The 22,136-nt window shown below is 61.5% G+C and carries 15 protein-coding genes, 2 tRNA genes and 1 pseudogene; 9 read left to right on the forward strand and 9 right to left on the reverse strand.

What is annotated here, in order from left to right:
* Positions 1-11 precede the first annotated feature (11 nt).
* Positions 12-3,473 carry a chromosome segregation SMC family protein gene (locus ACSQ9D_RS03060; protein WP_436281105.1) on the forward strand — a complete coding sequence of 1,154 codons (3,462 nt, stop codon included), beginning with the start codon at positions 12-14 and terminating at the stop codon, positions 3,471-3,473.
* Between the two features lie 396 nt (positions 3,474-3,869).
* The gene (gene ppdK / locus ACSQ9D_RS03065) at positions 3,870-6,587 is read left to right on the forward strand and encodes a pyruvate, phosphate dikinase (protein ID WP_436281106.1); all 2,718 of its coding nucleotides are present in this window, start codon (positions 3,870-3,872) and stop codon (positions 6,585-6,587) included.
* Here ppdK and ACSQ9D_RS03070 read toward each other — a convergent pair.
* Positions 6,520-6,795: a hypothetical protein gene (locus ACSQ9D_RS03070; RefSeq protein ID WP_436281107.1), complete on the reverse strand. Its 276-nt coding sequence runs from the start codon at positions 6,793-6,795 to the stop codon at positions 6,520-6,522. The two genes, ppdK and ACSQ9D_RS03070, sit on opposite strands and share 68 nt — an antisense overlap.
* A gap of 193 nt (positions 6,796-6,988) precedes the next feature.
* On the opposite strand from ACSQ9D_RS03070, the gene ACSQ9D_RS03075 reads away from it, so the two are divergent.
* Positions 6,989-7,234: a hypothetical protein gene (locus ACSQ9D_RS03075; protein WP_037122679.1), complete on the forward strand. Its 246-nt coding sequence runs from the start codon at positions 6,989-6,991 to the stop codon at positions 7,232-7,234.
* A gap of 1 nt (position 7,235) precedes the next feature.
* Here ACSQ9D_RS03075 and ACSQ9D_RS03080 read toward each other — a convergent pair whose 3' ends face one another.
* Positions 7,236-7,622: a hypothetical protein gene (locus tag ACSQ9D_RS03080; RefSeq protein ID WP_037122676.1), complete on the reverse strand. Its 387-nt coding sequence runs from the start codon at positions 7,620-7,622 to the stop codon at positions 7,236-7,238.
* A gap of 218 nt (positions 7,623-7,840) precedes the next feature.
* Between ACSQ9D_RS03080 and ACSQ9D_RS03085 the strand changes: the two genes are divergently transcribed.
* Positions 7,841-8,749, forward strand: a complete 909-nt coding sequence (locus tag ACSQ9D_RS03085; protein ID WP_436281108.1) for a DUF1499 domain-containing protein — start codon at positions 7,841-7,843, stop codon at positions 8,747-8,749.
* Positions 8,750-8,797: 48 nt separating this feature from the next.
* Here the strand turns inward: ACSQ9D_RS03085 and ACSQ9D_RS03090 are convergent, their stop codons facing one another.
* Genes ACSQ9D_RS03090 through ACSQ9D_RS03100 form a run of 3 tightly spaced genes read right to left on the reverse strand, consistent with a single transcriptional unit; the run spans position 8,798 to position 10,465 of the window.
* Positions 8,798-9,247 (reverse strand): thiol-disulfide oxidoreductase DCC family protein, encoded by a 450-nt coding sequence (locus ACSQ9D_RS03090; RefSeq protein WP_436281109.1) that lies wholly within the window; start codon positions 9,245-9,247, stop codon positions 8,798-8,800.
* Positions 9,248-9,250: 3 nt separating this feature from the next.
* Positions 9,251-10,168, reverse strand: coding sequence for an MBL fold metallo-hydrolase (locus ACSQ9D_RS03095; protein WP_436281110.1), 918 nt, complete (start codon positions 10,166-10,168; stop codon positions 9,251-9,253).
* A complete protein-coding gene (locus tag ACSQ9D_RS03100) occupies positions 10,169-10,465 on the reverse strand; it encodes a cupin domain-containing protein (protein WP_436281111.1) in 297 nt (98 codons plus the stop codon).
* A 162-nt stretch (positions 10,466-10,627) separates the two neighbouring features.
* Here ACSQ9D_RS03100 and ACSQ9D_RS03105 point away from each other — a divergent pair.
* A tRNA-Gln gene (locus ACSQ9D_RS03105) sits at positions 10,628-10,702 on the forward strand.
* 38 nt (positions 10,703-10,740) lie between these two features.
* A complete protein-coding gene (locus tag ACSQ9D_RS03110) occupies positions 10,741-10,872 on the forward strand; it encodes a hypothetical protein (RefSeq protein WP_436281112.1) in 132 nt (43 codons plus the stop codon).
* Between the two features lie 116 nt (positions 10,873-10,988).
* Here ACSQ9D_RS03110 and ACSQ9D_RS03115 read toward each other — a convergent pair whose 3' ends face one another.
* Entirely contained in the window at positions 10,989-11,402 is a 414-nt protein-coding gene (locus tag ACSQ9D_RS03115; RefSeq protein WP_436281113.1) for a hypothetical protein, read from the reverse strand.
* Between the two features lie 270 nt (positions 11,403-11,672).
* Between ACSQ9D_RS03115 and ACSQ9D_RS03120 the strand changes: the two genes are divergently transcribed.
* Positions 11,673-11,749, forward strand: a tRNA-Pro gene (locus tag ACSQ9D_RS03120).
* 492 nt (positions 11,750-12,241) lie between these two features.
* Here ACSQ9D_RS03120 and ACSQ9D_RS03125 read toward each other — a convergent pair.
* Positions 12,242-12,644, reverse strand: a pseudogene (locus tag ACSQ9D_RS03125) (IS3 family transposase); the annotation flags it as partial.
* A 530-nt stretch (positions 12,645-13,174) separates the two neighbouring features.
* Here ACSQ9D_RS03125 and ACSQ9D_RS03130 point away from each other — a divergent pair.
* Complete coding sequence (locus ACSQ9D_RS03130) at positions 13,175-19,054, forward strand: beta strand repeat-containing protein (RefSeq protein WP_436281114.1); 5,880 nt, start codon at positions 13,175-13,177, stop codon at positions 19,052-19,054.
* 175 nt (positions 19,055-19,229) lie between these two features.
* On the opposite strand, the gene ACSQ9D_RS03135 is transcribed toward ACSQ9D_RS03130, so the two are convergent.
* Positions 19,230-19,445 (reverse strand): hypothetical protein, encoded by a 216-nt coding sequence (locus ACSQ9D_RS03135; protein ID WP_436281115.1) that lies wholly within the window; start codon positions 19,443-19,445, stop codon positions 19,230-19,232.
* Between the two features lie 128 nt (positions 19,446-19,573).
* On the opposite strand from ACSQ9D_RS03135, the gene ACSQ9D_RS03140 reads away from it, so the two are divergent.
* On the forward strand, positions 19,574-20,395 hold the full coding sequence (locus tag ACSQ9D_RS03140) for a bifunctional allantoicase/(S)-ureidoglycine aminohydrolase (protein WP_436281116.1): 822 nt from the start codon (positions 19,574-19,576) through the stop codon (positions 20,393-20,395).
* A gap of 252 nt (positions 20,396-20,647) precedes the next feature.
* Here the strand turns inward: ACSQ9D_RS03140 and cysN are convergent, their stop codons facing one another.
* Positions 20,648-22,135 (reverse strand): sulfate adenylyltransferase subunit CysN, encoded by a 1,488-nt coding sequence (gene cysN, locus ACSQ9D_RS03145; protein ID WP_436281117.1) that lies wholly within the window; start codon positions 22,133-22,135, stop codon positions 20,648-20,650.
* Position 22,136: the final 1 nt, after the last annotated feature.

A 22,136-nucleotide genomic window follows, 5' to 3' on the forward strand; every position in this document is an offset into this window, starting at 1 on the left:
GGGGACGTCGCATGAAGTTCAACAGGCTTCGCGTCGTCGGCTTCAAGTCTTTCGTAGAACCCACCGAATTCATCATCGAGCGCGGATTGACCGGTGTCGTCGGCCCGAACGGTTGCGGCAAGTCGAACCTCGTCGAAGCGCTCCGCTGGGTGATGGGCGAGAATTCCTACAAGAACATGCGTGCGTCCGGGATGGACGACGTCATATTTTCCGGCTCCGGCAATCGTCCTGCCCGCAACACAGCCGAAGTCGCGCTCTATCTCGACAATGGCGAGCGCACCGCGCCTGCCGCCTTCAACGATAGCGACGAAATCCAGGTCACTCGCCGTATCGAACGCGAGCAGGGATCGATCTATCGCATCAACGGCAAGGAAAGCCGCGCCAAGGATGTGCAGCTTCTCTTCGCCGATGCCTCCACCGGCGCCCGTTCGCCGTCGATGGTGGGGCAGGGGCGTATCGGTGAGCTGATCTCGGCAAAGCCGCAGGCCCGCCGCCAGCTCCTGGAAGAGGCCGCCGGCATTTCCGGCCTGCATTCGCGCCGGCATGAAGCCGAGCTTCGCCTGCGTGCCGCCGAAAGCAATCTCGAACGCCTCGACGACGTAACCTCTCAGCTTGAGAGCCAGATCGAGAGCTTGAAGCGTCAGGCCCGTCAGGCGAGCCGCTTCAAGTCGCTGTCCGCAGATATCCGCGCCCGCGAAGCGATGCTTCTGCATATCCGATGGGTTCAGGCCAAGGAAGCGGAAGCCGAGGCCGATAGCGCGCTCAATCAGGCCACGGTCATCGTCGCCGAGAAGGCGCAGATGCAGATGGAGACTGCCAAGGCCCAGGGCATTGCGAGCCTCAAGCTGCCGGAACTGCGCGAGGGCGAAGCGCGTGCCGCTGCCGCGCTGCAGCGCCTGCAGATCGCCAAGACGCAGCTCGAGGAGGATGCCAACCGCATCCTGCGCCGTCGCGATGAACTGACCCGCCGCCTTGCGCAGCTCGGCGAGGACATTCGCCGCGAGGAGCGGCTGGTCGCAGACAACGCCGCAATCTTGGCGAGGCTCGATGCCGAAGAGACCGAAATCACCGAGATCCTTGCCGATTCCGGTCGTCTGGCCGAAGAGACGCGCGAGGCTTTCGAAGAGGCGGCCGCCAAGCTTGCCGACAGCGAGCGTGTCTTTGCCGTGCTGACGGCCGAACGCGCCGAGGCTGCAGCTGGGCGCAACCAACTCGAGCGCGCCATCCGCGACCTTGCCGATCGCAAGATGCGCCTTGAGCGGCAGATGGACGAGGCCAATCGCGAGCTCTCCGCAATCGGCGAAAAGATTGCCAGCCTGCCCGATCCGGACGAGAAGCGGGCCGTGGTGGAGGCGGGCGAGCAGGCTGTTGCCGAGGCGGAAGCCGCGATCCAGGGTGTCGAGCAGGCCTTGGCCGCTGCCCGCAGGACCGAAGCTCTTTGCCGATCACCAGTCGATCAGGCGCGAGCCAAGCTGAACGCCATCGAAACCGAAGCCCGGACCATTTCGCGCATGCTCGCTGCCGGTGCCGCCGCAGGCGAATTTGCGACGGCCGCCGATCAGCTGCGCGTCGACCGCGGCTTTGAAACGGCGCTCGGCGCCGCGCTGGGGGACGACATTGAATCCCCGCTTGATCCCAAGGCGCCGGCCCATTGGTCTGGCAATGGCGACGGTGGCGCGGATCCGGCGCTGCCAGCCGGCACGACGCCGCTGATTGACTATGTTCGCGCTCCTGCCCCGCTGATGCGTCGCCTGAAGCAAATCGGCCTTGTCTCCAGTTCGGATGCTGCAGCCTTGATGAGGGACCTTAAGCCCGGCCAGCGTCTCGTGACCAAGGAGGGCGCCGTCTACCGCTGGGACGGCCATGTCGCCGGTGCCGATGCCCCGAGCGCGGCCGCGCTGCGGCTGGCGCAGAAGAACCGCCTCGCCGAACTGGAAAACGAAGCCGCACTTGCCCGCGACATACTCACCGAGGCAGAGGAACGGTTGGCGGGCGCGGTCGATGCCATTGGCCTTCAAGAACAGCGCCTCGCCGAGGCGCGCGACACAAGCCGCATCTCCGCCCGGCAACTCGCCGAGGCGCGCGAAGCGTTGGCCGTGGCGGAACGAGCCTCCGGCGATCTCATCCGTCGCCGCGATGTCATCGCCGAAGCGGTTAGCCAGCTTCAGATCCAGCTTGAGGATCTCTCGATCCAGGAAGAGAACGCCCGTGTCGAGCTGGAAGATGCCCCTGATCTGACGGCGATCGACGAGCGGCTTCGGTCGCAGCAGGTCGAAGTCGCGACCGACCGTGGCGCGCTCGCCGAAGCACGGGCCCGCCACGAAAGCCTCAACCGCGAAAACGAGGCCCGCCAGCGCCGCATCGTTGCCATCGGGCAGGAACGCGAGACCTGGCGCCAGCGCGCCGCGAGCGCAGAGGGTCACATCGCCACGCTTCGCGACCGCGAGCAGGAAGCGCGCGAGGAAGCGGCCGAGCTCGAAATGGCTCCCGATGAGTTCGATGACAAGCGACGCGCGCTGCTGAACGAACTCCAGAAGACCGAGGAAGCGCGCCGCCAGGCAGCCGACGTGCTTGCCGAAGCCGAGTTCGTGCAGCGCGATGCCGACCACAAGGCGGCGACGGCTCTCTCCGAGCTCGCCGAGAGCCGCGAGCGCCGCGGTCGCGCCGAAGAACGCCTGGTGTCCGCCCGTGAAAAGCGGCAGGAAACTGAGGCGCGAATTCGCGAGACCCTGAACGTCGCGCCACATGAGGCACTTCGGCTTACCGGACTTGAGACGCTGCAGGCCGCACCTGACCTTCGCGAGGTCGAGCGCGAACTCGAACGCCTCAAGATGGAGCGCGAGCGACTTGGCGCGGTCAACCTGCGCGCCGAGGAAGAGCAGAAGGAGCTGAGCGGGAAACTCGAGGCACTGATCAAGGAACGAGACGACGTGATCGACGCGATCCGCAAGTTGCGTGGCGCGATCCAGAGCCTCAATCGCGAGGGCCGCGAGCGGCTGATCGCTGCGTTTGATGTCGTCAACGGCCAGTTCCAGCGCCTCTTCACCCATCTTTTCGGCGGAGGCACGGCCGAACTGCAGCTGATCGAGTCCGACGATCCGCTCGAAGCCGGTCTCGAAATCCTCGCCCGTCCGCCAGGCAAGAAGCCGCAGACGATGACGCTCCTTTCGGGCGGCGAGCAGGCGCTGACGGCAATGGCGCTGATCTTTGCAGTTTTCTTGACCAATCCGGCACCGATCTGCGTTCTGGACGAAGTGGACGCCCCACTGGACGACCACAATGTCGAGCGCTATTGCAACCTGATGGACGAAATGGCTGCGTCCACCGAGACGCGTTTCGTCATCATCACTCACAATCCGATCACCATGGCGCGCATGAACAGGCTGTTCGGCGTGACGATGGCGGAGCAAGGGGTATCGCAGCTCGTGTCGGTCGATCTTCAGACGGCCGAGCAACTGCGTGAGATCGCCTGAGCAAGCGGCCGAGAAAAGCCCAAAAAAAGTCTGTCGGAATTGGGATATCTCCCCCTTCAGATGATGTTTTTGTACCGATCTTGTATTAGAGATTGCTTCATGTCGCCGCCGAATTACCGCGAATGGCTATCGGCTGCATAGTTTCCTGGGCGACGCGCTCGGAGCAATATGCTTTTGGCTCTGACAGTCGTATGGGCGGAACCCCCCGTCCGGTTTTCCTGGCCGGACGGACATAAGGCTTTGCGGGACTTTGTTGCAGTCCCGCAAAGCTTTTTCTCCCTTCAATCGCTTCAGTCTGTCGCAGTTATTGTGCGTCGCAACATTTCGGCCGCATTTGTCGATTTTCATTTCAACACCAACGGATTAAGTTGATCCGGATTTGGTGTTGGGGGGAATATGACCAAGTGGGTCTATATATTTGGCAGTGGTCAGGCAGAGGGTCGTGCCCTCGACGGTGAGCGCTTGGGCGGCAAAGGCGCAAACCTCGCGGAGATGTGCAATCTCGGCCTTCCTGTCCCTCCCGGTCTGACGATCATCTCTGACGCCTGCTCTGCTTACTACAAGAACGAGCGCCAGATTGCCGAAGAGCTGAAAGTGCAGGTCCGCGCCGGCATCGAACGCATCGAGGAAATCACCGGCCGGCGGTTCGGCGCGGGTGATCGGCCGCTGCTGCTGTCCGTGCGCTCCGGAGCGCGGGTTTCGATGCCGGGGATGATGGACACCGTCCTCAATCTCGGCCTCAACGACGAAACCGTCCAGGCGCTCGGCCACGACGCCGGCGACGCACGTTTCGCCTGGGATAGCTACCGGCGTTTCATCCAGATGTATGCCGACGTCGTCATGCGTCTCGATCATGAGGTGTTCGAGGAGGTACTCGAGGATGAGAAGGCGCGCCTTGGCTATGAGTTCGACACCGAACTGACCGCCAGCGAATGGCAGCACGTGGTCTCGCTCTACAAGAGCGTGATTGAGGAAGAACTGGGTTTGGAGTTTCCCCAGGATCCCGAGGTGCAGCTTTGGGGGGCAGTCGGCGCCGTATTCGCCAGTTGGATGAGCGCCCGCGCCGTTACCTATCGCCAGCTTCACAATATTCCCGAAGGCTGGGGAACGGCGATCAACATCCAGGCCATGGTCTTCGGCAATCATGGCAATTCGTCCGCGACGGGTGTTGCCTTCACGCGCAATCCTTCAACGGGCGACAAGTCGCTCTACGGCGAATTCCTCGTCAATGCGCAGGGCGAGGATGTCGTCGCCGGCATCCGCACGCCGCAGAGCATTACCGAGGAAGGCCGCATCAGTTCCGGCTCCGAGCGGCCGTCTATGGAAAAGCTGATGCCGGATGCCTTCAAGGAGCTGTCGCGCATCTGTTCCGAGCTTGAAGCGCATTATCGCGACATGCAGGATATCGAGTTCACCATCGAGCGCGGAAAGCTCTGGATGCTGCAGACGCGGTCCGGCAAGCGCTCCACGCGCGCGGCGATGAAGATCGCCGTCGACATGGTAGATGAGAAGGTGATCACCGAGGAGGAGGCGGTGCTTCGCATCGAACCTTCGTCCCTGGATCAACTGCTGCATCCGACGATCGATCCGCGTGTGGCACGCGAGGTCATCGGCAGCGGCTTGCCTGCGTCGCCCGGCGCAGCCACCGGTGAAATCGTCTTCACGGCCGAGGAGGCTGTGACGGCGTCCGAGGAGGGGCGCAAAGTCATCCTGCTGCGCGTCGAGACCAGTCCCGAAGACATCCATGGGATGCATGCGGCCGAGGGCATTCTGACGACGCGTGGCGGCATGACCAGCCATGCCGCCGTCGTCGCGCGTGGCATGGGTATCCCCTGTGTCGTCGGGGCCGGCAGCATGCGCATCGACGCCCGCAACGAGCGCCTGATCGGCGTCGGTGTCACGCTGAAGAAGGGCGATGTCATCACCATCGACGGCTCGGCTGGACAGGTGCTGAAGGGCGACGTGCAGATGGTCCAGCCGGAGCTTTCGGGTGATTTCGGGCGCATCATGCACTGGGCCGATCGGGCACGCCGCATGACCGTGCGCACGAATGCCGATACGCCGGCAGACGCGCGCGCAGCTCGCTCCTTCGGGGCCGAGGGCATCGGCCTTTGCCGCACCGAGCACATGTTCTTCGAGGGCGACCGTATTCATCTGATGCGTGAGATGATCCTTGCTGAGGACGAGACCGGCCGCCGTACCGCTCTCGACAGGCTGTTGCCGGTGCAACGGCACGATTTCACCAGCCTTTTCAACGTCATGCATGGACTGCCGGTGACGATCCGGCTGCTCGACCCGCCATTGCACGAATTCCTGCCGAAGACGGACGAGGAGATCGCAGACGTTGCCGCTGCGATGGGCATGGACGCTGCGGCGCTGCGCCAACGCGTCGATGCGCTGCACGAATTCAATCCGATGCTTGGGCATCGCGGCTGCCGGTTGGCAATCTCCTATCCTGAAATTGTCGAAATGCAGGCGCGCGCCATTTTCGAGGCGGCCGTCGCGGCAGCCCATGAAACGGGTGCGGCTGTCGTGCCAGAGATCATGGTGCCGCTTGTCGGGCTGCGCTCGGAACTGGACTATGTCAAGGAGCGCATCGATGCCATCGCCGGGGATGTAATGGCGGAGGCGGGCATGCGGATCGACTACTTGGTCGGCACGATGATCGAACTGCCGCGCGCAGCTCTCAGAGCCCATATCATTGCAGAAGCGGCGGAATTCTTCTCCTTCGGCACCAACGACCTGACGCAGACGACCTTCGGCATCTCGCGCGATGATGCATCCGCCTTCATTCCCACCTATCAGCGCAAGGGAATCATCGAACACGATCCCTTCATTTCGCTGGATTTCGATGGTGTCGGGGAATTGATCCGCATTGCCGCCGAACGCGGCAGACGGACGCGCAACGACATGAAGCTCGGAATCTGCGGCGAGCATGGCGGCGATCCCGCATCCATCCATTTTTGCGAGGAAATTGGATTGGACTACGTGTCCTGCTCACCTTTCCGCGTGCCGATCGCGCGGCTGGCCGCGGCGCAGGCGGTGATTACCAATGGCGCCAGTATCGGCGGCCATAGTAAGGATGGTCGAGATCGTAAGCCATCTGCATCATGAGCATATCACTGTCGTAGCGGGCCTGTGCACGGCGATAGAGATCGATGCGTTGCAGGCACGCCGCGAAGCCATCCGTGCCACGTCTGAAACCATAATGTAGGCATTGCGTCTCGTCGGCGGCGCGCCGCTGCTCTGGCGTCAGCGTTTGACATGCCGAGAGGCAAGTGGCGGCTGTGGCAACTGCGAGAGATAAAGCGAACATGCGCATCGGCGTGTCTTTGCAACGAAAATTTCCCACGGTCAGATGACGCCGATCGCGGCTTACAGTCAACTAAAAGAATGGCTTAGGGTTGATGGTTGCTCCTTGGGATCGCGCCCAGCCACCCAACTTGGCGCGGACGGCTTTCGCCGGACGGGGATCGTCTGTAAGAAGGCGGCTCGGACGACATTGGAAGGCAAGCATGGCACTGCGCGATCGATTCTCGAAGAAACTGACCTGTCCGCAATGCGGCAATACCGGCTTTGCAGAAGCCTCCGAGATCGACGATCCAAAACGCAAGCATCCGGGCTTCGGCGTCGATCACCTGCCGCGTGGCTTCTTCGTCCAGCGCGCATCCAATCATCAGGAAACCTGCATGATCAGGTGCGAATGCGGGCGAAAATTCCCATTCCGCAGCGTCGCGGAGGCGGCAGCCCAGCGCGACTAGGTCAGAACCGTTCGAGGACCTTGACGAAGGCCTCCGCGAAACGGACGAGGTGGGCTGTGGCAGGGTCCGGCGCTTCCATGCGGATTTCGGTGCCGCTGTGATCGAGCACGGCAAGAACGACGCGCATCTGCTGTTCGGACGAGGGGATACGAAGCACGGCAATCCGCTTGCAGTCGTCCATCAATCCTTCGGCCGGAAGATCGAAGAGAAGTTCTCCGCCGGCCTTAGCCGAAGCCACGCGGACCGTCTCGCAGAAGTCGGCTTTGCCGTCGTATCCGTCGAGCGACAATTCCAGTTCCAGAAGCTCCATCGGCAGAAGTGGATCCGCATGATCGGCTCGCCCCAGCGTCGGCGCCTGGGTTCCCGATGCAAGCTCCGGTGCAATCATTGCCCTTCTCCTGTTGGTCGGTGCGGCGCAAACCACACAACCGCAAATCAAGAAATATCAGAAAATGCTCACGCACGCCATTGTCGTCTTCTTCGTGGATTGCGCCCCCCGGATCGACACAACAGTTTCAATTTAGGCGAATCTTGCACTAAACAAGTCGAGGGCGATTTTTGCGCGTTCATGCAGGACGCGCCGCTTGCGAGTAACCGGTAAGTTTGATGGCAATCCGTTTCGACCGCCCCGTTTCAAATGCCGCCCGCTTCTCGCGGCGTTTCGGGGCATTTGCACTGGTTCTCTGCCTTGCGGCTCTGGTTGGTCACCGCTTCGCCGGCCTTGTCACGCCATACCTGGTGCTGGTTCTGCTCGTTTCGGCCGGTTTCGCGCTGCTGGCGGCGCTGCTTGCCGTTGCCGGGCTGCGCAGCCTTTGGCTGACCGGCGCCGAAGGCGGGCTTGATGCGCTGAAAGCCCTGATTTTTGCTGCTCTTCCGCTTGCGATCGGCGCGATTGCGGCCGAGCGTTATTTCATGCTGCCGGCCATCTATGACGTATCGACCGATCTCGTCTCCACGCCGGATTGGCTGAAGACGCCGAACGCCGATCAAATCTGGCTGAAGCGCCAGCCGGCGGTGACGCCGGAGGACCGTGAAAAGCAGCTCGAAGCCTATCCGGAACTCACCGGCCGTCGCTACGACGGCGCGATCGACCGTGTGCTCGAAGCCGTCAAGAAGGTCGCCAAGCAGAGCGGCATCCGTATCACCCGCGCCGACGGCGACAGCGAGCCAAGCCGCGATCTCGAAGACCGGCCGTCGAAGCCGCAGCCGGACGAAGGCGCGGTTGCCGAAGCGCCGGAGGCCGTGCCGATCCCGACACCGCGGCCCTATGACGACGATGTGGCGCTATTGATTCGCCGGGCTAATGGCGTGACGCTGCAGGGCGAAACCCGCACCCTCGTCCTCGGCCTACGTTTCGACATCGTCATCCGCCTGCGCGAAGAAGCAGAAACGACCCTCGTCGACGTTCGCGTCGCCTCGCGCTATGGCCCGCACGACCTTGGCCTCAGCGCCGATATCGCTGAGGACTATCTGAAGGCTCTCGATTCCGAATTGCTCGGCATCGCCGGCAGCTAGTCGGTCCGCATTTTGGCGATCGGTTGAGCGGCCTTCGCCGCCGGACACCTATCCCAGGAAGCGGTCCCTCAGCTCCGGGCTCGGCACGAAGCAGGTCTGGCGTTGGCCGGCAATTCGAAGCCGGTTGCGGGCCATAAATTCGTAGAGCCTGTCGGCACCTCCCTGCGGCAGTACCCGAAGGATATTGACCAGGGACCAAGGAAAGCCGAGCCCTGCAAGCATCTGGATTGTGCCTCTCGACTTGAAATGGGCGCTCCCGTCTTCGATCAGGATGTTGGTCTCGTAGTCGCGCTCGTTCAGTCCATAGTGCCGGTAAAGCGCGTCCCCAAGAGGCGACTGCGCAGCGAGGAAGCGATAACGCTTCGCCTTGTCATGCCTCAGAACGAACTGGACCCAAGCGGAGCAGAACACGCACTGTCCATCGAAGACGATGAGCGGCTTGTCATCGGCAAAGGCCGGCACAGCGGCATCGGCGCGATAACTGTAGGCATCGCGCATCGGCTATCTCCGCGTCGCAGGTCGGTACGATCCGAGAAGAGCAGGCGGGCCGTCTGTTTCGATCTCGCCGCGCTCTATGAGATCCTCGATATGGGCAAGCACCGAGAGGGCGGCGCCGCCATGCAGGTGCGGATCGGTCTCGCGATAGATCACCTTCACCATATCAGGAATATTGCGATCGCCGGCGCGGATGCGGCCGAGCACGGCGCGTTCGCGCATCCGCCGATGGGTTTTGAGCGCCCGCATGAACGAGATTGGCTTGCCGACGGGGCCGCCGTGTCCCGGGAGCAGGAGGCGATCGTGCCGGGCGATCAGCTTGTCGAGGGAGGTCATGTAGTCGGACATCGAGCCGTCTGGCGGCGCGACGATGGAGGTGGCCCATCCCATGACATGATCGGCGGAAAATAGGATACCCGTCCCCTCGAGCGCGAAGGCCGCATGGTTGGCGGTATGCCCGGGCGTCAGCACGCCCGTCAGCGTCCATCCGTCGCCCTCTATCGTCTCTCCGTCGCCGATCGCAATGTCGGGCCGGAAATCCATGTCCGAGCTCTCTGCGAAGGGATTGACCTCGCCTTGGTGCAGCGGACGGGCTGCGCGGTGCGGCCCCTCCGCAACCATCTGCGCACCGGTAGCGGCCTGCAGGCGCCGAGACAGTGGGGAGTGGTCGCGATGCGTATGGCTGACGAAGATATGGGTGACCTCGCGTCCCCTGAGCGCTGCCATCAACGCCTGGAAATGCGTCTCGTCCTCTGGGCCGGGGTCGATGACCGCCGTGGACCGATGGCCGACGATATAGCTGTTGGTGCCGTGGAACGTGAAGGCGCTAGGATTGTTGACAGTGATCCGCTGCACGCCGGGGGCGACTAGCACGGCTTGGCCGTACGCCGGCTCGAAGGCCAGATTGAATTCGGGACTTGCCATCTATTTGTATTCGATCTCGATGAAGGACATCGGCTGATCGCCGGCGTTGACGACATTGTGCTCGATGCCGGCATCGCGCCGGTAGGCCGCGCCCTTGGCGACATCGACCCTGCGGTTCTCGCCCTTTTCCTCAAGCAGAAATTGACAATCGGTCATCGGCACGACAACGTAGCCCAGACCATGCGTGTGAACGCCCGTGTCCGCCCCCGGCTCGAAATTCCAACGCGTGATCCGAACCACGGCATCGTCGAGCAGCAGCGTTGCGAGGGCAGGCGGGCGGGCGCGGTACTGGCTCATCATCACTCCGGATCGTCTTGGGCGGCTGACCCGAGACCTAGCATGGCGACGCAAGAAGCGCACAGAAATATGCCACGGCCCGAAACTTAATGATTGTGACGGCAGGCGAGCTTTGCTAAGCAGGCGTCGATTTGGAAAGCGGTCTCCGCTTTCAAGCTCTGGTGGGGCGTCGCCAAGCGGTAAGGCACCGGTTTTTGGTACCGGCATTCCCAGGTTCGAATCCTGGCGCCCCAGCCATCCGACTCATGTCCATACCGGAGACATAGGTAACACTTTTGGACCGAAAGGGTTCGGCAAAGCTTCTCGTCTGGTCGTTCATCGCCGGCTTGTCTGAAAGGTTGGTGCCGGAGGTTCTGAACAATCTGTCGGCCAGAGGGCTCACCTCGGAAGCCAGCTTTGCCGAGTGAGCCGAGCCAAAGGGGAACGCGACCAAGCGTGTGGCCGTCGATTGATGATCGGTGGTTGCGTTCACCGAAAAGGCGACCCGTCGGGCCGCCTTCCAAATTCGCTTGCTCTGACTCTCTTACTGCGCGGGTTGCGCCGGCGCCAGGAACTCGGCGCAATAGGACGGGCCGTTCACGCCGGGAATGTCGCCGACGACGCGGATGCTGCGGATCGTGTAGTCGGAGCTGGTGGCGATTTCCGCCTGGCAGCGCAGGTACTGCGTGCGTGCGGGCGAGATCTGCTTGCCGCGCTTGCCATCGGCACCCTCTGCATATTTCGCCGGAACGCGCACCGTCTTGTAGCCACCCTTCCAGGTGTAGTTGACGCCGGAGCCGCTTTCGGTGTCGCTGATCGGCGGGCCGAAGGCGGCGAAGAACTTGCCAGCCGACTGACCAACCCAGCGGCTGGAGATCGGATCGGCGGAGGTCGGAATCGTCGTGCAGCCGGCAAGCGCAATGGCAAGCCCAGCCGCGGCAAAGGTGCGGAGTGTCATTCTATCGTCCCTGAAGTTGTCGCGCATTCAACGGCGGGAATCACTGGCCTGCAGCGGTTTCCGCTTGTCCCGGCGAGCGCTTTAGCGCGGAACCCGGCAAAAGAAAATCGGCCCGCCTTCGCAAACGCAAAATTTGCCGCAAGTGTGTCTTTTTGCTCCACTTAGCCCCGCGCAGAGGTGCGCCAACCGCGCCGGCGAAAAATGCGCCGGCTTTTGAATTTTGGTGCTTGCGCAATAGGATCGGCCGGTCTATAGAGGCGCCGCTGGTCACGGAGTGTAGCGCAGTCTGGTAGCGCACCACGTTCGGGACGTGGGGGTCGAGTGTTCGAATCACTCCACTCCGACCAGCCAATAACCTCTTGAATTAAAAGAGGAAATGTCGCTTTCCCGAAACGCTCTCCGAATTTACGTCTCCTGAAATGTCTCCGGATTGAATCGGGGCAGACCCGTTTATGCCTTCCTTCAAGTCTGCCAAACTTGCGGCAACATAGGCGCGCGCTGGCGGGGTCTAGATCGGGACATTGCGATGTCCGTGTTCGATGTATGGCAGGACGGCCGGCCGCACGAGACACCTTGCGAAGCGAAAAAAGGAAGTTTTAATTTGCACGATGGGGAGGCCGAAAGCACCAAGAATGCTAAGCGCTTTTTGGGAAGCTTCTGACTGATAAACCATTGTGCGTGTGTGATCCGCCGAGGGCAATGTCGTTAGACCGAAGGTTGCACTGGAGACTCTGCACTAAGCCGCTCACTATTTGCCGGTATTTGGTTTCGTAGGGCGTGCCGACTTCGACCTACCTATGGTCAAATTGAGTAGCCGAAACCATACATCTTACCCGGTGACGATAGCCAAAGCGCCGTCGTTCATTTGCGAATTTGCGAAATTCGCGCGCAACTCGACCTCCGGCGGTCGGCAGGATCGGTAGCGGATCGACTTGCGGTCGGCGGATATAATCTGGCAGGCCCGCCGTTTCGAAAGACCCATGACGGCCTTCAGATGCGTGACGGCATCACGCTTGGCGGCCGGCCCCACCATTTTTTTGGAGAAGCTCGCGGAGTGCGGCTGCCAGCATTTGCTCGGCAAGCAGTTTCTTCAGTCTGGCATTCTCATCTTCCAGCGCCTTCAACCGCTTCGCCTCGGACACTTCCATGCCGTGGTTGCGCAAAGGTCGGCCGTCTTCGCGCCAGCTTCCTGCGCACGCAAAACGCCGATGATCGCTCTTGCGTAAATCTCTGCTTCTTCATTCGTTCGTCCTTTTTTGTAAGGTCGAGCTCTAATCAATTCTGGAAGAAATTCGCAGTTGCAGGTCACAGGACTTCTATCTTGGGATGGTGACTAGTCATAATGGGCACATTACTTCGCAGACTTATCAAGTGGGAGATCGTGTCCGGATATTTACGCGGCCATTACACAAAACGAGACATAACTTGAGGGGAGTAATGGTACATTAACTCATAATTAGTGGTTGCAGCATAATTGTTTGCTCAGTCAGTCTATGACGAATCTTATCGTCTAGGCTCAACGATGTTCGGGGTGGTCCTGTCGAATGTCGAGGTTTAGGAGACGGTCGCTTCACGCACCGTGCGCATGATGCCTTATCCTAAACATTAGCTCCTTCGAGCGATGTCTTCCGAAATATTTTGTCTAAGCGTCCCGGCCATGCAGTTGTGCACGGCGCGAACCCTCCACCTATGGACTGGCGCGCGCCAGCTTTTGCGACGAGACGCGAGACGAAAGACACCGTTACCGCTAACGCCAGTGCAAGGGCAATTTCATGACCTCGATCGTTTCTTCTCTTTCCAATACCCAGATCAAATCTCTGTCGGCAAAGACGATTAAGGGCTTCTCTACCGAGGATGTCGCGGCGCTTTCCACAGAGCAGCTCAAGATTTTCAACAAAGATCAGATATCTGCCCTTGAGGCTGAAGATATCGAAGCGCTCGACTCCGATCAGCTCGGCGCGATTTCAACGACCGCGATCGCAGGATTGAAGCCGGAACTGCTTGCCGCACTCGACGCCACGAAAATCGGGGCTCTGGGGAACGATCAGATTGCAGCCTTCAGCGCCACGCAGATTGCGGCTCTTACTCCCGACCAGATCGAAGGCCTCACGGTTGATCAGATCAAGGGCCTAAATGCGACGCAGATCGGCTCCATCGGTGCGGACGATATTGCCAAGTTCTCTGCCGACGAAGTCGGTGCAATCAACGCCAAGGCGATCAGCGGTCTCAAGAATGAGGCGATCGCTGTCTTGAGCGACAGCCAGATCGGCAAGCTCAGCACCGATCAGATCAAGGCGATGACGCCGAAGCAGATTTCCGGCTTCACGGCTGGCCAGCTCGGCAAGTTCACCGATGAACAGATCGGTGCCCTGTCGGCAGCCCAGGTCGGTTCGCTGACCAACGATCAGATCGCGGGTCTTTCCGCAGGTCAGATCGGCAAGCTCAGCAACACGGCTGTTGCCGGTCTGAAGGCAACGCAGATCACTGCGATGAGCGCTGATCAGGTTGCTGGCATCACTGCGGGCCAGAGTGCTCTGCTGAGCGCCGCACAGGTCGCAGGCTTCAGCGCCACGAACGTCACCAAGCTGACCGACGATGCCGTTGCAGCCATCAGCACCAAGGCCATCGGCAGCCTGAAGAACGAGGCGATCGCTGTCTTGAGCGACAGCCAGGTCGGCAAGCTCAGCGCCGATCAGATCAAGGTAATGACGCCGAAGCAGATTTCCGGCTTCACGGCTGGCCAGCTCGGCAAGTTCACTGATGAACAGATCGGTGCGCTGTCGGCAGCCCAGGTCGGAGCGCTGACCAACGATCAGATCGGCGGTCTGACTGCCGCTCAGATCGGCAAGCTCAGCAACGCGGCCGTTGGCGGTCTGAAGGCAACGCAGATCACTGCGATGAGCGACACGCAGCTCGAAGGTCTGAGCGTTGCTCAGGCTGGTGCGCTGACGGCAGCCCAGGTGGGTGCTCTGAGTGCTGAAGACATTGCCAAGTTCTCTGACGACGAAATTGCAGCCCTCAGCACCAAGGCCATCGGCAGCCTGAAGAACGAAGCGATCGCTGTCTTGAGTGACAGCCAGGTCGGCAAGCTCAGCGCCGATCAGATCAAGGTGATGACGCCGAAGCAGATTTCCGGCTTCACGGCTGGCCAGCTCGGCAAGTTCACTGATGAACAGATCGGTGCCCTGTCGGCAGCCCAGGTCGGTTCGCTCACCAACGACCAGATCGCGGGTCTTTCCGCAGGTCAGATCGGCAAGCTCAGCAACACGGCTGTTGCCGGTCTGAAGGCAACGCAGATCACTGCGATGAGCGCTGATCAGGTTGCTGGCATCACTGCGGGCCAGAGTGCTCTGCTGAGCGCCGCACAGGTCGCAGGCTTCAGCGCCACGAACGTCACCAAGCTGACCGACGATGCCGTTGCAGCCCTCAGCACCAAGGCCATCGGCAGCCTGAAGAACGAGGCGATCGCTGTCTTGAGCGACAGCCAGGTCGGCAAGCTCAGCGCCGATCAGATCAAGGTAATGACGCCGAAGCAGATTTCCGGCTTCACGGCTGGCCAGCTCGGCAAGTTCACTGATGAACAGATCGGTGCGCTGTCGGCAGCCCAGGTCGGAGCGCTGACCAACGATCAGATCGGCGGTCTGACTGCCGCTCAGATCGGCAAGCTCAGCAACGCGGCCGTTGGCGGTCTGAAGGCAACGCAGATCACTGCGATGAGCGACACGCAGCTCGAAGGTCTGAGCGTTGCTCAGGCTGGTGCGCTGACGGCAGCCCAGGTGGGTGCTCTGAGTGCTGAAGACATTGCCAAGTTCTCTGACGACGAAATTGCAGCCCTCAGCACCAAGGCCATCGGCAGCCTGAAGAACGAAGCCATCGCTGTGTTGAGCGACAGCCAGGTCGGCAAGCTCAGCGCCGACCAGATCAAGGTGATGACGCCGAAGCAGATTTCCGGCTTCACGGCTGGCCAGCTCGGCAAGTTCACCGATGAACAGATCGGTGCCCTGTCGGCAGCCCAGGTCGGTTCGCTGACCAACGATCAGATCGGCGGTCTTTCCGCAGGTCAGATCGGCAAGCTCAGCAACACGGCTGTTGCCGGTCTGAAGGCAACGCAGATCACTGCGATGAGCGCTGATCAGGTTGCTGGCATCACTGCGGGCCAGAGTGCTCTGCTGAGCGCCGCACAGGTCGCAGGCTTCAGCGCCACGAACGTCACCAAGCTGACCGACGATGCCGTTGCAGCCCTCAGCACCAAGGCCATCGGCAGCCTGAAGAACGAGGCGATCGCTGTCTTGAGCGACAGCCAGGTCGGCAAGCTCAGCGCCGATCAGATCAAGGTGATGACGCCGAAGCAGATTTCCGGCTTCACGGCTGGCCAGCTCGGCAAGTTCACCGATGAACAGATCGGTGCGCTGACGGCAGCCCAGGTCGGAGCGCTGACCAACGATCAGATCGCGGGTCTTTCCGCAGGTCAGATCGGCAAGCTCGGTGACAAGGCCGTTGGCGGTCTGAAGGCAACGCAGATCACTGCGATGAGCGCTGATCAGGTTGCTGGCATCACTGCGGGCCAGAGTGCTCTGCTGAGCGCCGCACAGGTCGCAGGCTTCAGCGCCACGAACGTCACCAAGCTGACCGACGATGCCGTTGCAGCCCTCAGCACCAAGGCCATCGGCAGCCTGAAGAACGAAGCGATCGCTGTCTTGAGCGACAGCCAGATCGGCAAGCTCAGCGCCGATCAGATCAAGGTGATGACGCCGAAGCAGATTTCCGGCTTCACGGCTGGCCAGCTCGGCAAGTTCACTGATGAACAGATCGGTGCGCTGACGGCAGCCCAGGTCGGTTTGCTGACCAACGATCAGATCGCGGGTCTTTCCGCAGGTCAGATCGGCAAGCTCAGCAACGCGGCTGTTGCCGGTCTGAAGGCAACGCAGATCACTGCGATGAGCGCTGATCAGGTGGCTGGCATCACTGCGGGCCAGAGTGCTCTGCTGAGCGCCGCACAGGTCGCAGGCTTCAGCGCCACGAACGTCACCAAGCTGACCGACGATGCCGTTGCAGCCATCAGCACCAAGGCCATCGGCAGCCTGAAGAACGAGGCGATCGCTGTCTTGAGCGACAGCCAGGTCGGCAAGCTCAGCGCCGATCAGATCAAGGTAATGACGCCGAAGCAGATTTCCGGCTTCACGGCTGGCCAGCTCGGCAAGTTCACCGATGAACAGATCGGTGCGCTGTCGGCAGCCCAGGTCGGAGCGCTGACCAACGATCAGATCGGCGGTCTGACTGCCGCTCAGATCGGCAAGCTCAGCAACGCGGCCGTTGGCGGTCTGAAGGCAACGCAGATCACTGCGATGAGCGACACGCAGCTCGAAGGTCTGAGCGTTGCTCAGGCTGGTGCGCTGACGGCAGCCCAGGTGGGTGCTCTGAGTGCTGAAGACATTGCCAAGTTCTCTGACGACGAAATCGGAGCGATCGGTGCAAAGGCGATCAACGGCTTGAAGAACGATGCGATTGCCGCCCTTAGCGAAAGCCAGATCGGCAAGCTCAGCGTCGATCAGATCTCTGGTCTGCTATCGACTCAGGTCGCCAGCTTCACGGCAACCCAGATCGGCAAGTTCAGCGATGCGCAGATCGGTGCGCTGTCGGCGGCTCAGGTCGGAGCGCTGACCAACGACCAGATCGGCGGTCTTTCCGCAGGTCAGATCGGCAAGCTCAGCAACACGGCTGTTGCTGGTCTGAAGGCAACGCAGATCACTGCGATGAGCGCTGATCAGGTTGCTGGCATCACTGCGGGCCAGAGTGCTCTGCTGAGCGCCGCACAGGTCGCAGGCTTCAGCGCCACGAACGTCACCAAGCTGACCGACGATGCCGTTGCAGCCCTCAGCACCAAGGCCATCGGCAGCCTGAAGAACGAGGCGATCGCTGTCTTGAGCGACAGCCAGGTCGGCAAGCTCAGCGCCGATCAGATCAAGGTAATGACGCCGAAGCAGATTTCCGGCTTCACGGCTGGCCAGCTCGGCAAGTTCACCGATGAACAGATCGGTGCGCTGTCGGCAGCCCAGGTCGGAGCGCTGACCAACGATCAGATCGGCGGTCTGACTGCCGCTCAGATCGGCAAGCTCAGCAACACCGCTGTTGCTGGTCTGAAGGCAACGCAGATCACTGCGATGAGCGCTGATCACGTTGCTGGCATCACTGCGGGCCAGAGTGCTCTGCTGAGCGCCGCACAGGTCGCAGGCTTCAGCGCCACGAACGTCACCAAGCTGACCGACGATGCCGTTGCAGCCATCAGCACCAAGGCCATCGGCAGCCTGAAGAACGAGGCGATCGCTGTCTTGAGCGACAGCCAGGTCGGCAAGCTCAGCGCCGATCAGATCAAGGCTGTCACCACGCAGCAAATCACCGGCTTTACGGCAGGCCAGCTCGGCAAGTTCACCGATGAACAGATCGGCGCCCTGTCGGCAGCCCAGGTCGGCGCGCTGACCAACGATCAGATCGCGGGTCTCTCCGCCGCTCAGATCGGCAAACTCAGCGACACGGCCGTTGCAGGTCTGAAGGCAACGCAGATCACCGCGATGAGCGACACGCAGCTCGAGGGTGTCAGCACTACTCAGGCAGGTGCGCTGACGGCAGCCCAGGTGGGTGCTCTGAGTGCAGAAGACATCGCCAAGTTCTCCGACGACGAAATCGGAGCGATCGGTGCAAAGGCGATCAACGGCTTGAAGAACGATGCGATTGCCGCCCTTAGCGAAAGCCAGATCGGCAAGCTCAGCACCGATCAGATCTCTGGTCTGCTATCGACGCAGATCCCTGGCTTTACGGCCACTCAGATCGGCAAGTTCAGCGATGCGCAGATCGGTGCACTGTCGGCAGCCCAGGTGGGTGCGCTCACCAACGATCAGATCGGCGGCTTGACTGCGGGTCAGATTGGCAAGCTCAGCAACACGGCCGTTACCGGTCTGAAGGCAAGCCAGATCACCGCGATGAGCGCTGATCAGGTGGCGGGCATTACTGCAGGCCAAGCTGGCCTTCTGACTGCGCTGCAGGTCGCAGGCTTCAGCGCTGCCAACGTCACCAAGCTGACCGATGACGCAGTCGCCGCGATCAACACCAAGTCGATCAGCGGTCTGAAGAACGAAGCCATCGGTGTTCTCAGCGACAGCCAGGTCGGCAAGCTCAGCGCCGATCAGATCAAGGCTGTCACCACGCAGCAGATCACCGGCTTTACGGCAGGCCAACTCGGCAAGTTCACCGATGAACAGATCGGCGCACTGTCGGCAGCTCAGGTCGGAGCGCTGACCAACGATCAGATCGCGGGTCTCTCCGCCGCTCAGATCGGCAAGCTCAGCGACACGGCCATCACCGGCCTGAAGGCAACCCAGATCACCGGAATGAGCGTCGCTCAGATCGAAGGGATCACGCTGTCGCAGACTGCTAGACTGAACGCTGCACAGATCGGCGCGATGGCACCGGAAGGCGTAGCGAAGTTCTCTGTCGACGAAATCGCCGCAATTGACGTCAGCGCGATCTCGGGACTTTCTGCGGATGACATCTCGGCCTTGGACAAGGATCACGCCAACGCCTTCACCACACCGCAGATCCAGGCAATGAATGACGATCAGCTGGCCGCTGTCGTGGCAGCCTACAACGAAGCCTAAAGAGCAAAGGAGGCGCGGTCTTCATGGCCGCGCCTCACCGAATTCTCGCGATCGGGCCTGCAGCCTTGCAGGCCCTCTTCGTTTTTTGGCGTCAACTTCGGCGCGGGGCCGTAAGCAAAGCGAGGAACTCGGCCAGGGTTTCAACATCCCGAAAATCACATCCATCGCGTGCGTCCTATGCCCCGAGAATGGCATCGATTTCCGCAATCAACGTCGCATAGGTCTCGATATGCCGATAATACTCGTTGCGGATCTGCTCGGTGATATCGGAGAGCGGCCCGGCTGCCTCCGCGCGGAAGTGCTTGACGTCATTCTCGGTCATGGATTTGAGATTGTTCTCGTACTCCTTGACCCTCTGAACATAGTCTTCCCGAAGCTTTTCCAGACTCATCACGTCCCTCCTGCGGTAGCCAAGCGCCGCGGACATTCTGACGCGCGGCGGCGGCAATCTAAAGGTTGCCTAGAAGAGATGCGGCGCTTAAAGCAGATTGACAATCCCGGCCGGTGAAAAGTGAACCAATGAGCAGCTCGAACTTCTATTCCAACATGGGTGGCCTGCCGCCACAGACCGAACTCCTGTCCAGCAAGGCCGTGTTCACGACGGCTTATGCCGTCATCCCCCGCACCGTCATGACCGACATTGTCACCAGCTATCTCCCGCACTGGGAAGGTACGCGAGCCTGGGTCATCTCCCGCCCGTTGACGGGCTTTTCAGAGACCTTTTCGCAATACATCATGGAAGTGCAGCCGGGCGGCGGCAGTGATAGGCCGGAGCCGGAAAGGCGAGCGGAAGGCGTGCTTTTCGTCGTCGATGGCGAGATGACCGTCGAGTTCGATGGTGCGTCACATGCGATGCGTCCCGGCTCTTTCGCCTTCCTGCCGGCCGGCTCCCGCTGGACTTTGTGGAACAAGAGTGCTGCACCCGTGAAGTTTCATTGGATCCGCAAGGCCTTCCAGGAAGCCGAAGGCCTGGAACCGCCACCGGCGATCTTCACGCATGAGGAAAACCATCCGCCACAGCCGATGCCCGACACGGACGGCGCCTGGGCGACGACGCGCTTCATCGACCCGGCCGATCTTCGTTATGACATGCACGTCACCATCGTCACCTTCGAGCCAGGCGGCGTGATCCCCTTCATGGAAACGCATGTCATGGAACACGGCCTCTATGTGCTCGAGGGCAGGGCCGTCTATCGTCTCAACAAGGATTGGGTCGAGGTCGAAGCGGGCGACTTCATGTGGCTGCGCGCCTTCTGCCCGCAGGCCTGCTACGCCGGTGGCCCCGGCCGCTTCCGCTACCTGCTCTACAAGGACGTCAACCGCCACATGCCTTTGTGGTAGGCGGAGAGAGACGGAAAAGAAGAGAAACGGGGCCGATCAGGCCCGGTTTTTGCTGGTGGCGGGAAACTCGCGTTGCTGGCGGCACAACAGCGCCAAGCTCATCAACACCGTCCTCACGAACAAATGGGCAGACCAACTCGGAATGCCCAGGTTCGCGTAAACCTCATCCCTCGAACCGCCCGGTGCGGACCCGCATGCCGGGTGGTGTGGTAGGGGTGCGCTCGAGTACCCTCGCCCCCTATGCCGTTTCATCTAGATGTCGCTTGCCGCATTCGACCAGAGGTCGGCGGCCTGGGCGGCGGTCATGCGCCGCACCTCCGCCTCGTGGCGACGGTTGGCGAAGAGTTCGCTCGCCATGATCTGGTCGGCAAGGTCGGCGGGCAGCGACAGGATCACGCGGGCGTCGCCGCCGTGGATGCCGCCGAGTTCGCTGCGCTTTCCGCTCACCATGCCACCGGCCACCGTGTTGTTGGTGTCGGGGTCGATCAGGATGAACGAGCCGGATGCACGGTTCTGCTCATAGGGGTCGAAGATTGCCTGTTCGTCGAAGGCGAGGCGCACCTTGCCGATGGCATTCATGTAGAGCGTATCGACGGGAACCCAGGCACCGCTCTTCAGCTCAAGCTGCGCCAATGGCTGCACCTGCACACGCTGGCGGCGGCTGCCGCTCTTCAGCCAGTAGCGCTTGCCGGCTTCGATGCCTTCCGGCTGCAGCGCAACGATCTGTGCGTCGAAGGAGAGGCCGACCTGCGGCTGGCTGTCGATCGAGACGATCATGTCGCCACGCGCGACGTCCACCTGCCGGTCGAGAACCAGCGTGATCGCGTCACCGGCAACCGCGGCATTGCGCACGAGATCGAAGGTGACGATCTTGGAGACGTTGGCGACCATGCCTGAGGGCAGGATCATGACGCTGTCGCCCGGCTTGACGGAACCGCCGGCAACCGTGCCCTGGTAGCCGCGGAAGCTTTCGCCGGGGCGCGAGACGCGCTGCACCGAGAAACGGAAGCCCGTCGCCTGCGAGGAGCGGACGGTGGCAAGCTCCAGGGTTTCGACCAGCGTCGGGCCGGCATACCACGGCATCGACGTTTCACCGGAATAGACGACGTTCTCGCCCTTCAGGGCGGACATCGGGATCGCGGTGATCTGCTTGACGCCGAGCGACAGCGCGAACTCGCGGAATTCATGGGTGATCTTGTCGAAGCCGGAACGGTCGTAGTTCGTCAGGTCGATCTTGTTGACGGCAAGCACGAACTGCTTGATGCCGAGCAGCGAGGCGATCGTCGCGTGGCGGCGGGTCTGTTCCAGAATGCCGGCGCGCGCATCGACCAGCAGGATGGCGAGATCGGCAGTCGAGGCGCCGGTCGCCATGTTGCGGGTGTATTGCTCGTGGCCGGGCGTGTCGGCGACGATGAAGGAGCGCTTGTCGGTCGAGAAGTAGCGGTAGGCGACATCGATGGTGATGCCCTGTTCGCGCTCGGCCTGCAGGCCGTCGAGCAGCAGGGCAAAATCAGGCAGGCCGAGATCATTCTGCTTGCCCGTCGAATCGCGCTGGAGCGTGGCGGCCTGGTCTTCCTTGACGGCCTTGGTATCCCACAGCAGGCGGCCGATCAGGGTGGACTTGCCATCGTCGACGCTGCCGCAGGTGATGAGGCGCAGCGGTCGCGCGTCGCGCGTCGCCGTTGCAGGTTCTGCGGCGGGCACGGCAAGGGCGTGTGCGGCGGTTACGGCTGCGGTCATC

This window comes from Rhizobium sp. LjRoot258 (assembly GCF_964254185.1).
Taxonomy (GTDB): domain Bacteria; phylum Pseudomonadota; class Alphaproteobacteria; order Rhizobiales; family Rhizobiaceae; genus Rhizobium.

Excerpts from the sequence above, each read along its gene's own strand:
- ppdK (WP_436281106.1), top strand. The coding sequence starts at position 3,870 with ATGACCAAGTGGGTCTATATATTTGGCAGTGGTCAGGCAGAGGGTCGT.
- ACSQ9D_RS03115 (WP_436281113.1), bottom strand. The coding sequence starts at position 11,402 with ATGACACTCCGCACCTTTGCCGCGGCTGGGCTTGCCATTGCGCTTGCC.
- ACSQ9D_RS03080 (WP_037122676.1), bottom strand. The coding sequence starts at position 7,622 with ATGATTGCACCGGAGCTTGCATCGGGAACCCAGGCGCCGACGCTGGGG.
- ACSQ9D_RS03090 (WP_436281109.1), bottom strand. The coding sequence starts at position 9,247 with ATGCGCGATGCCTACAGTTATCGCGCCGATGCCGCTGTGCCGGCCTTT.
- ACSQ9D_RS03135 (WP_436281115.1), bottom strand. The coding sequence starts at position 19,445 with ATGAGTCTGGAAAAGCTTCGGGAAGACTATGTTCAGAGGGTCAAGGAG.
- ACSQ9D_RS03140 (WP_436281116.1), top strand. The coding sequence starts at position 19,574 with ATGAGCAGCTCGAACTTCTATTCCAACATGGGTGGCCTGCCGCCACAG.
- ACSQ9D_RS03085 (WP_436281108.1), top strand. The coding sequence starts at position 7,841 with ATGGCAATCCGTTTCGACCGCCCCGTTTCAAATGCCGCCCGCTTCTCG.
- ACSQ9D_RS03070 (WP_436281107.1), bottom strand. The coding sequence starts at position 6,795 with ATGCGCATGTTCGCTTTATCTCTCGCAGTTGCCACAGCCGCCACTTGC.
- ACSQ9D_RS03100 (WP_436281111.1), bottom strand. The coding sequence starts at position 10,465 with ATGAGCCAGTACCGCGCCCGCCCGCCTGCCCTCGCAACGCTGCTGCTC.
- ACSQ9D_RS03060 (WP_436281105.1), top strand. The coding sequence starts at position 12 with ATGAAGTTCAACAGGCTTCGCGTCGTCGGCTTCAAGTCTTTCGTAGAA.
- ACSQ9D_RS03130 (WP_436281114.1), top strand. The coding sequence starts at position 13,175 with ATGACCTCGATCGTTTCTTCTCTTTCCAATACCCAGATCAAATCTCTG.
- cysN (WP_436281117.1), bottom strand. The coding sequence starts at position 22,135 with ATGACCGCAGCCGTAACCGCCGCACACGCCCTTGCCGTGCCCGCCGCA.
- ACSQ9D_RS03095 (WP_436281110.1), bottom strand. The coding sequence starts at position 10,168 with ATGGCAAGTCCCGAATTCAATCTGGCCTTCGAGCCGGCGTACGGCCAA.
- ACSQ9D_RS03075 (WP_037122679.1), top strand. The coding sequence starts at position 6,989 with ATGGCACTGCGCGATCGATTCTCGAAGAAACTGACCTGTCCGCAATGC.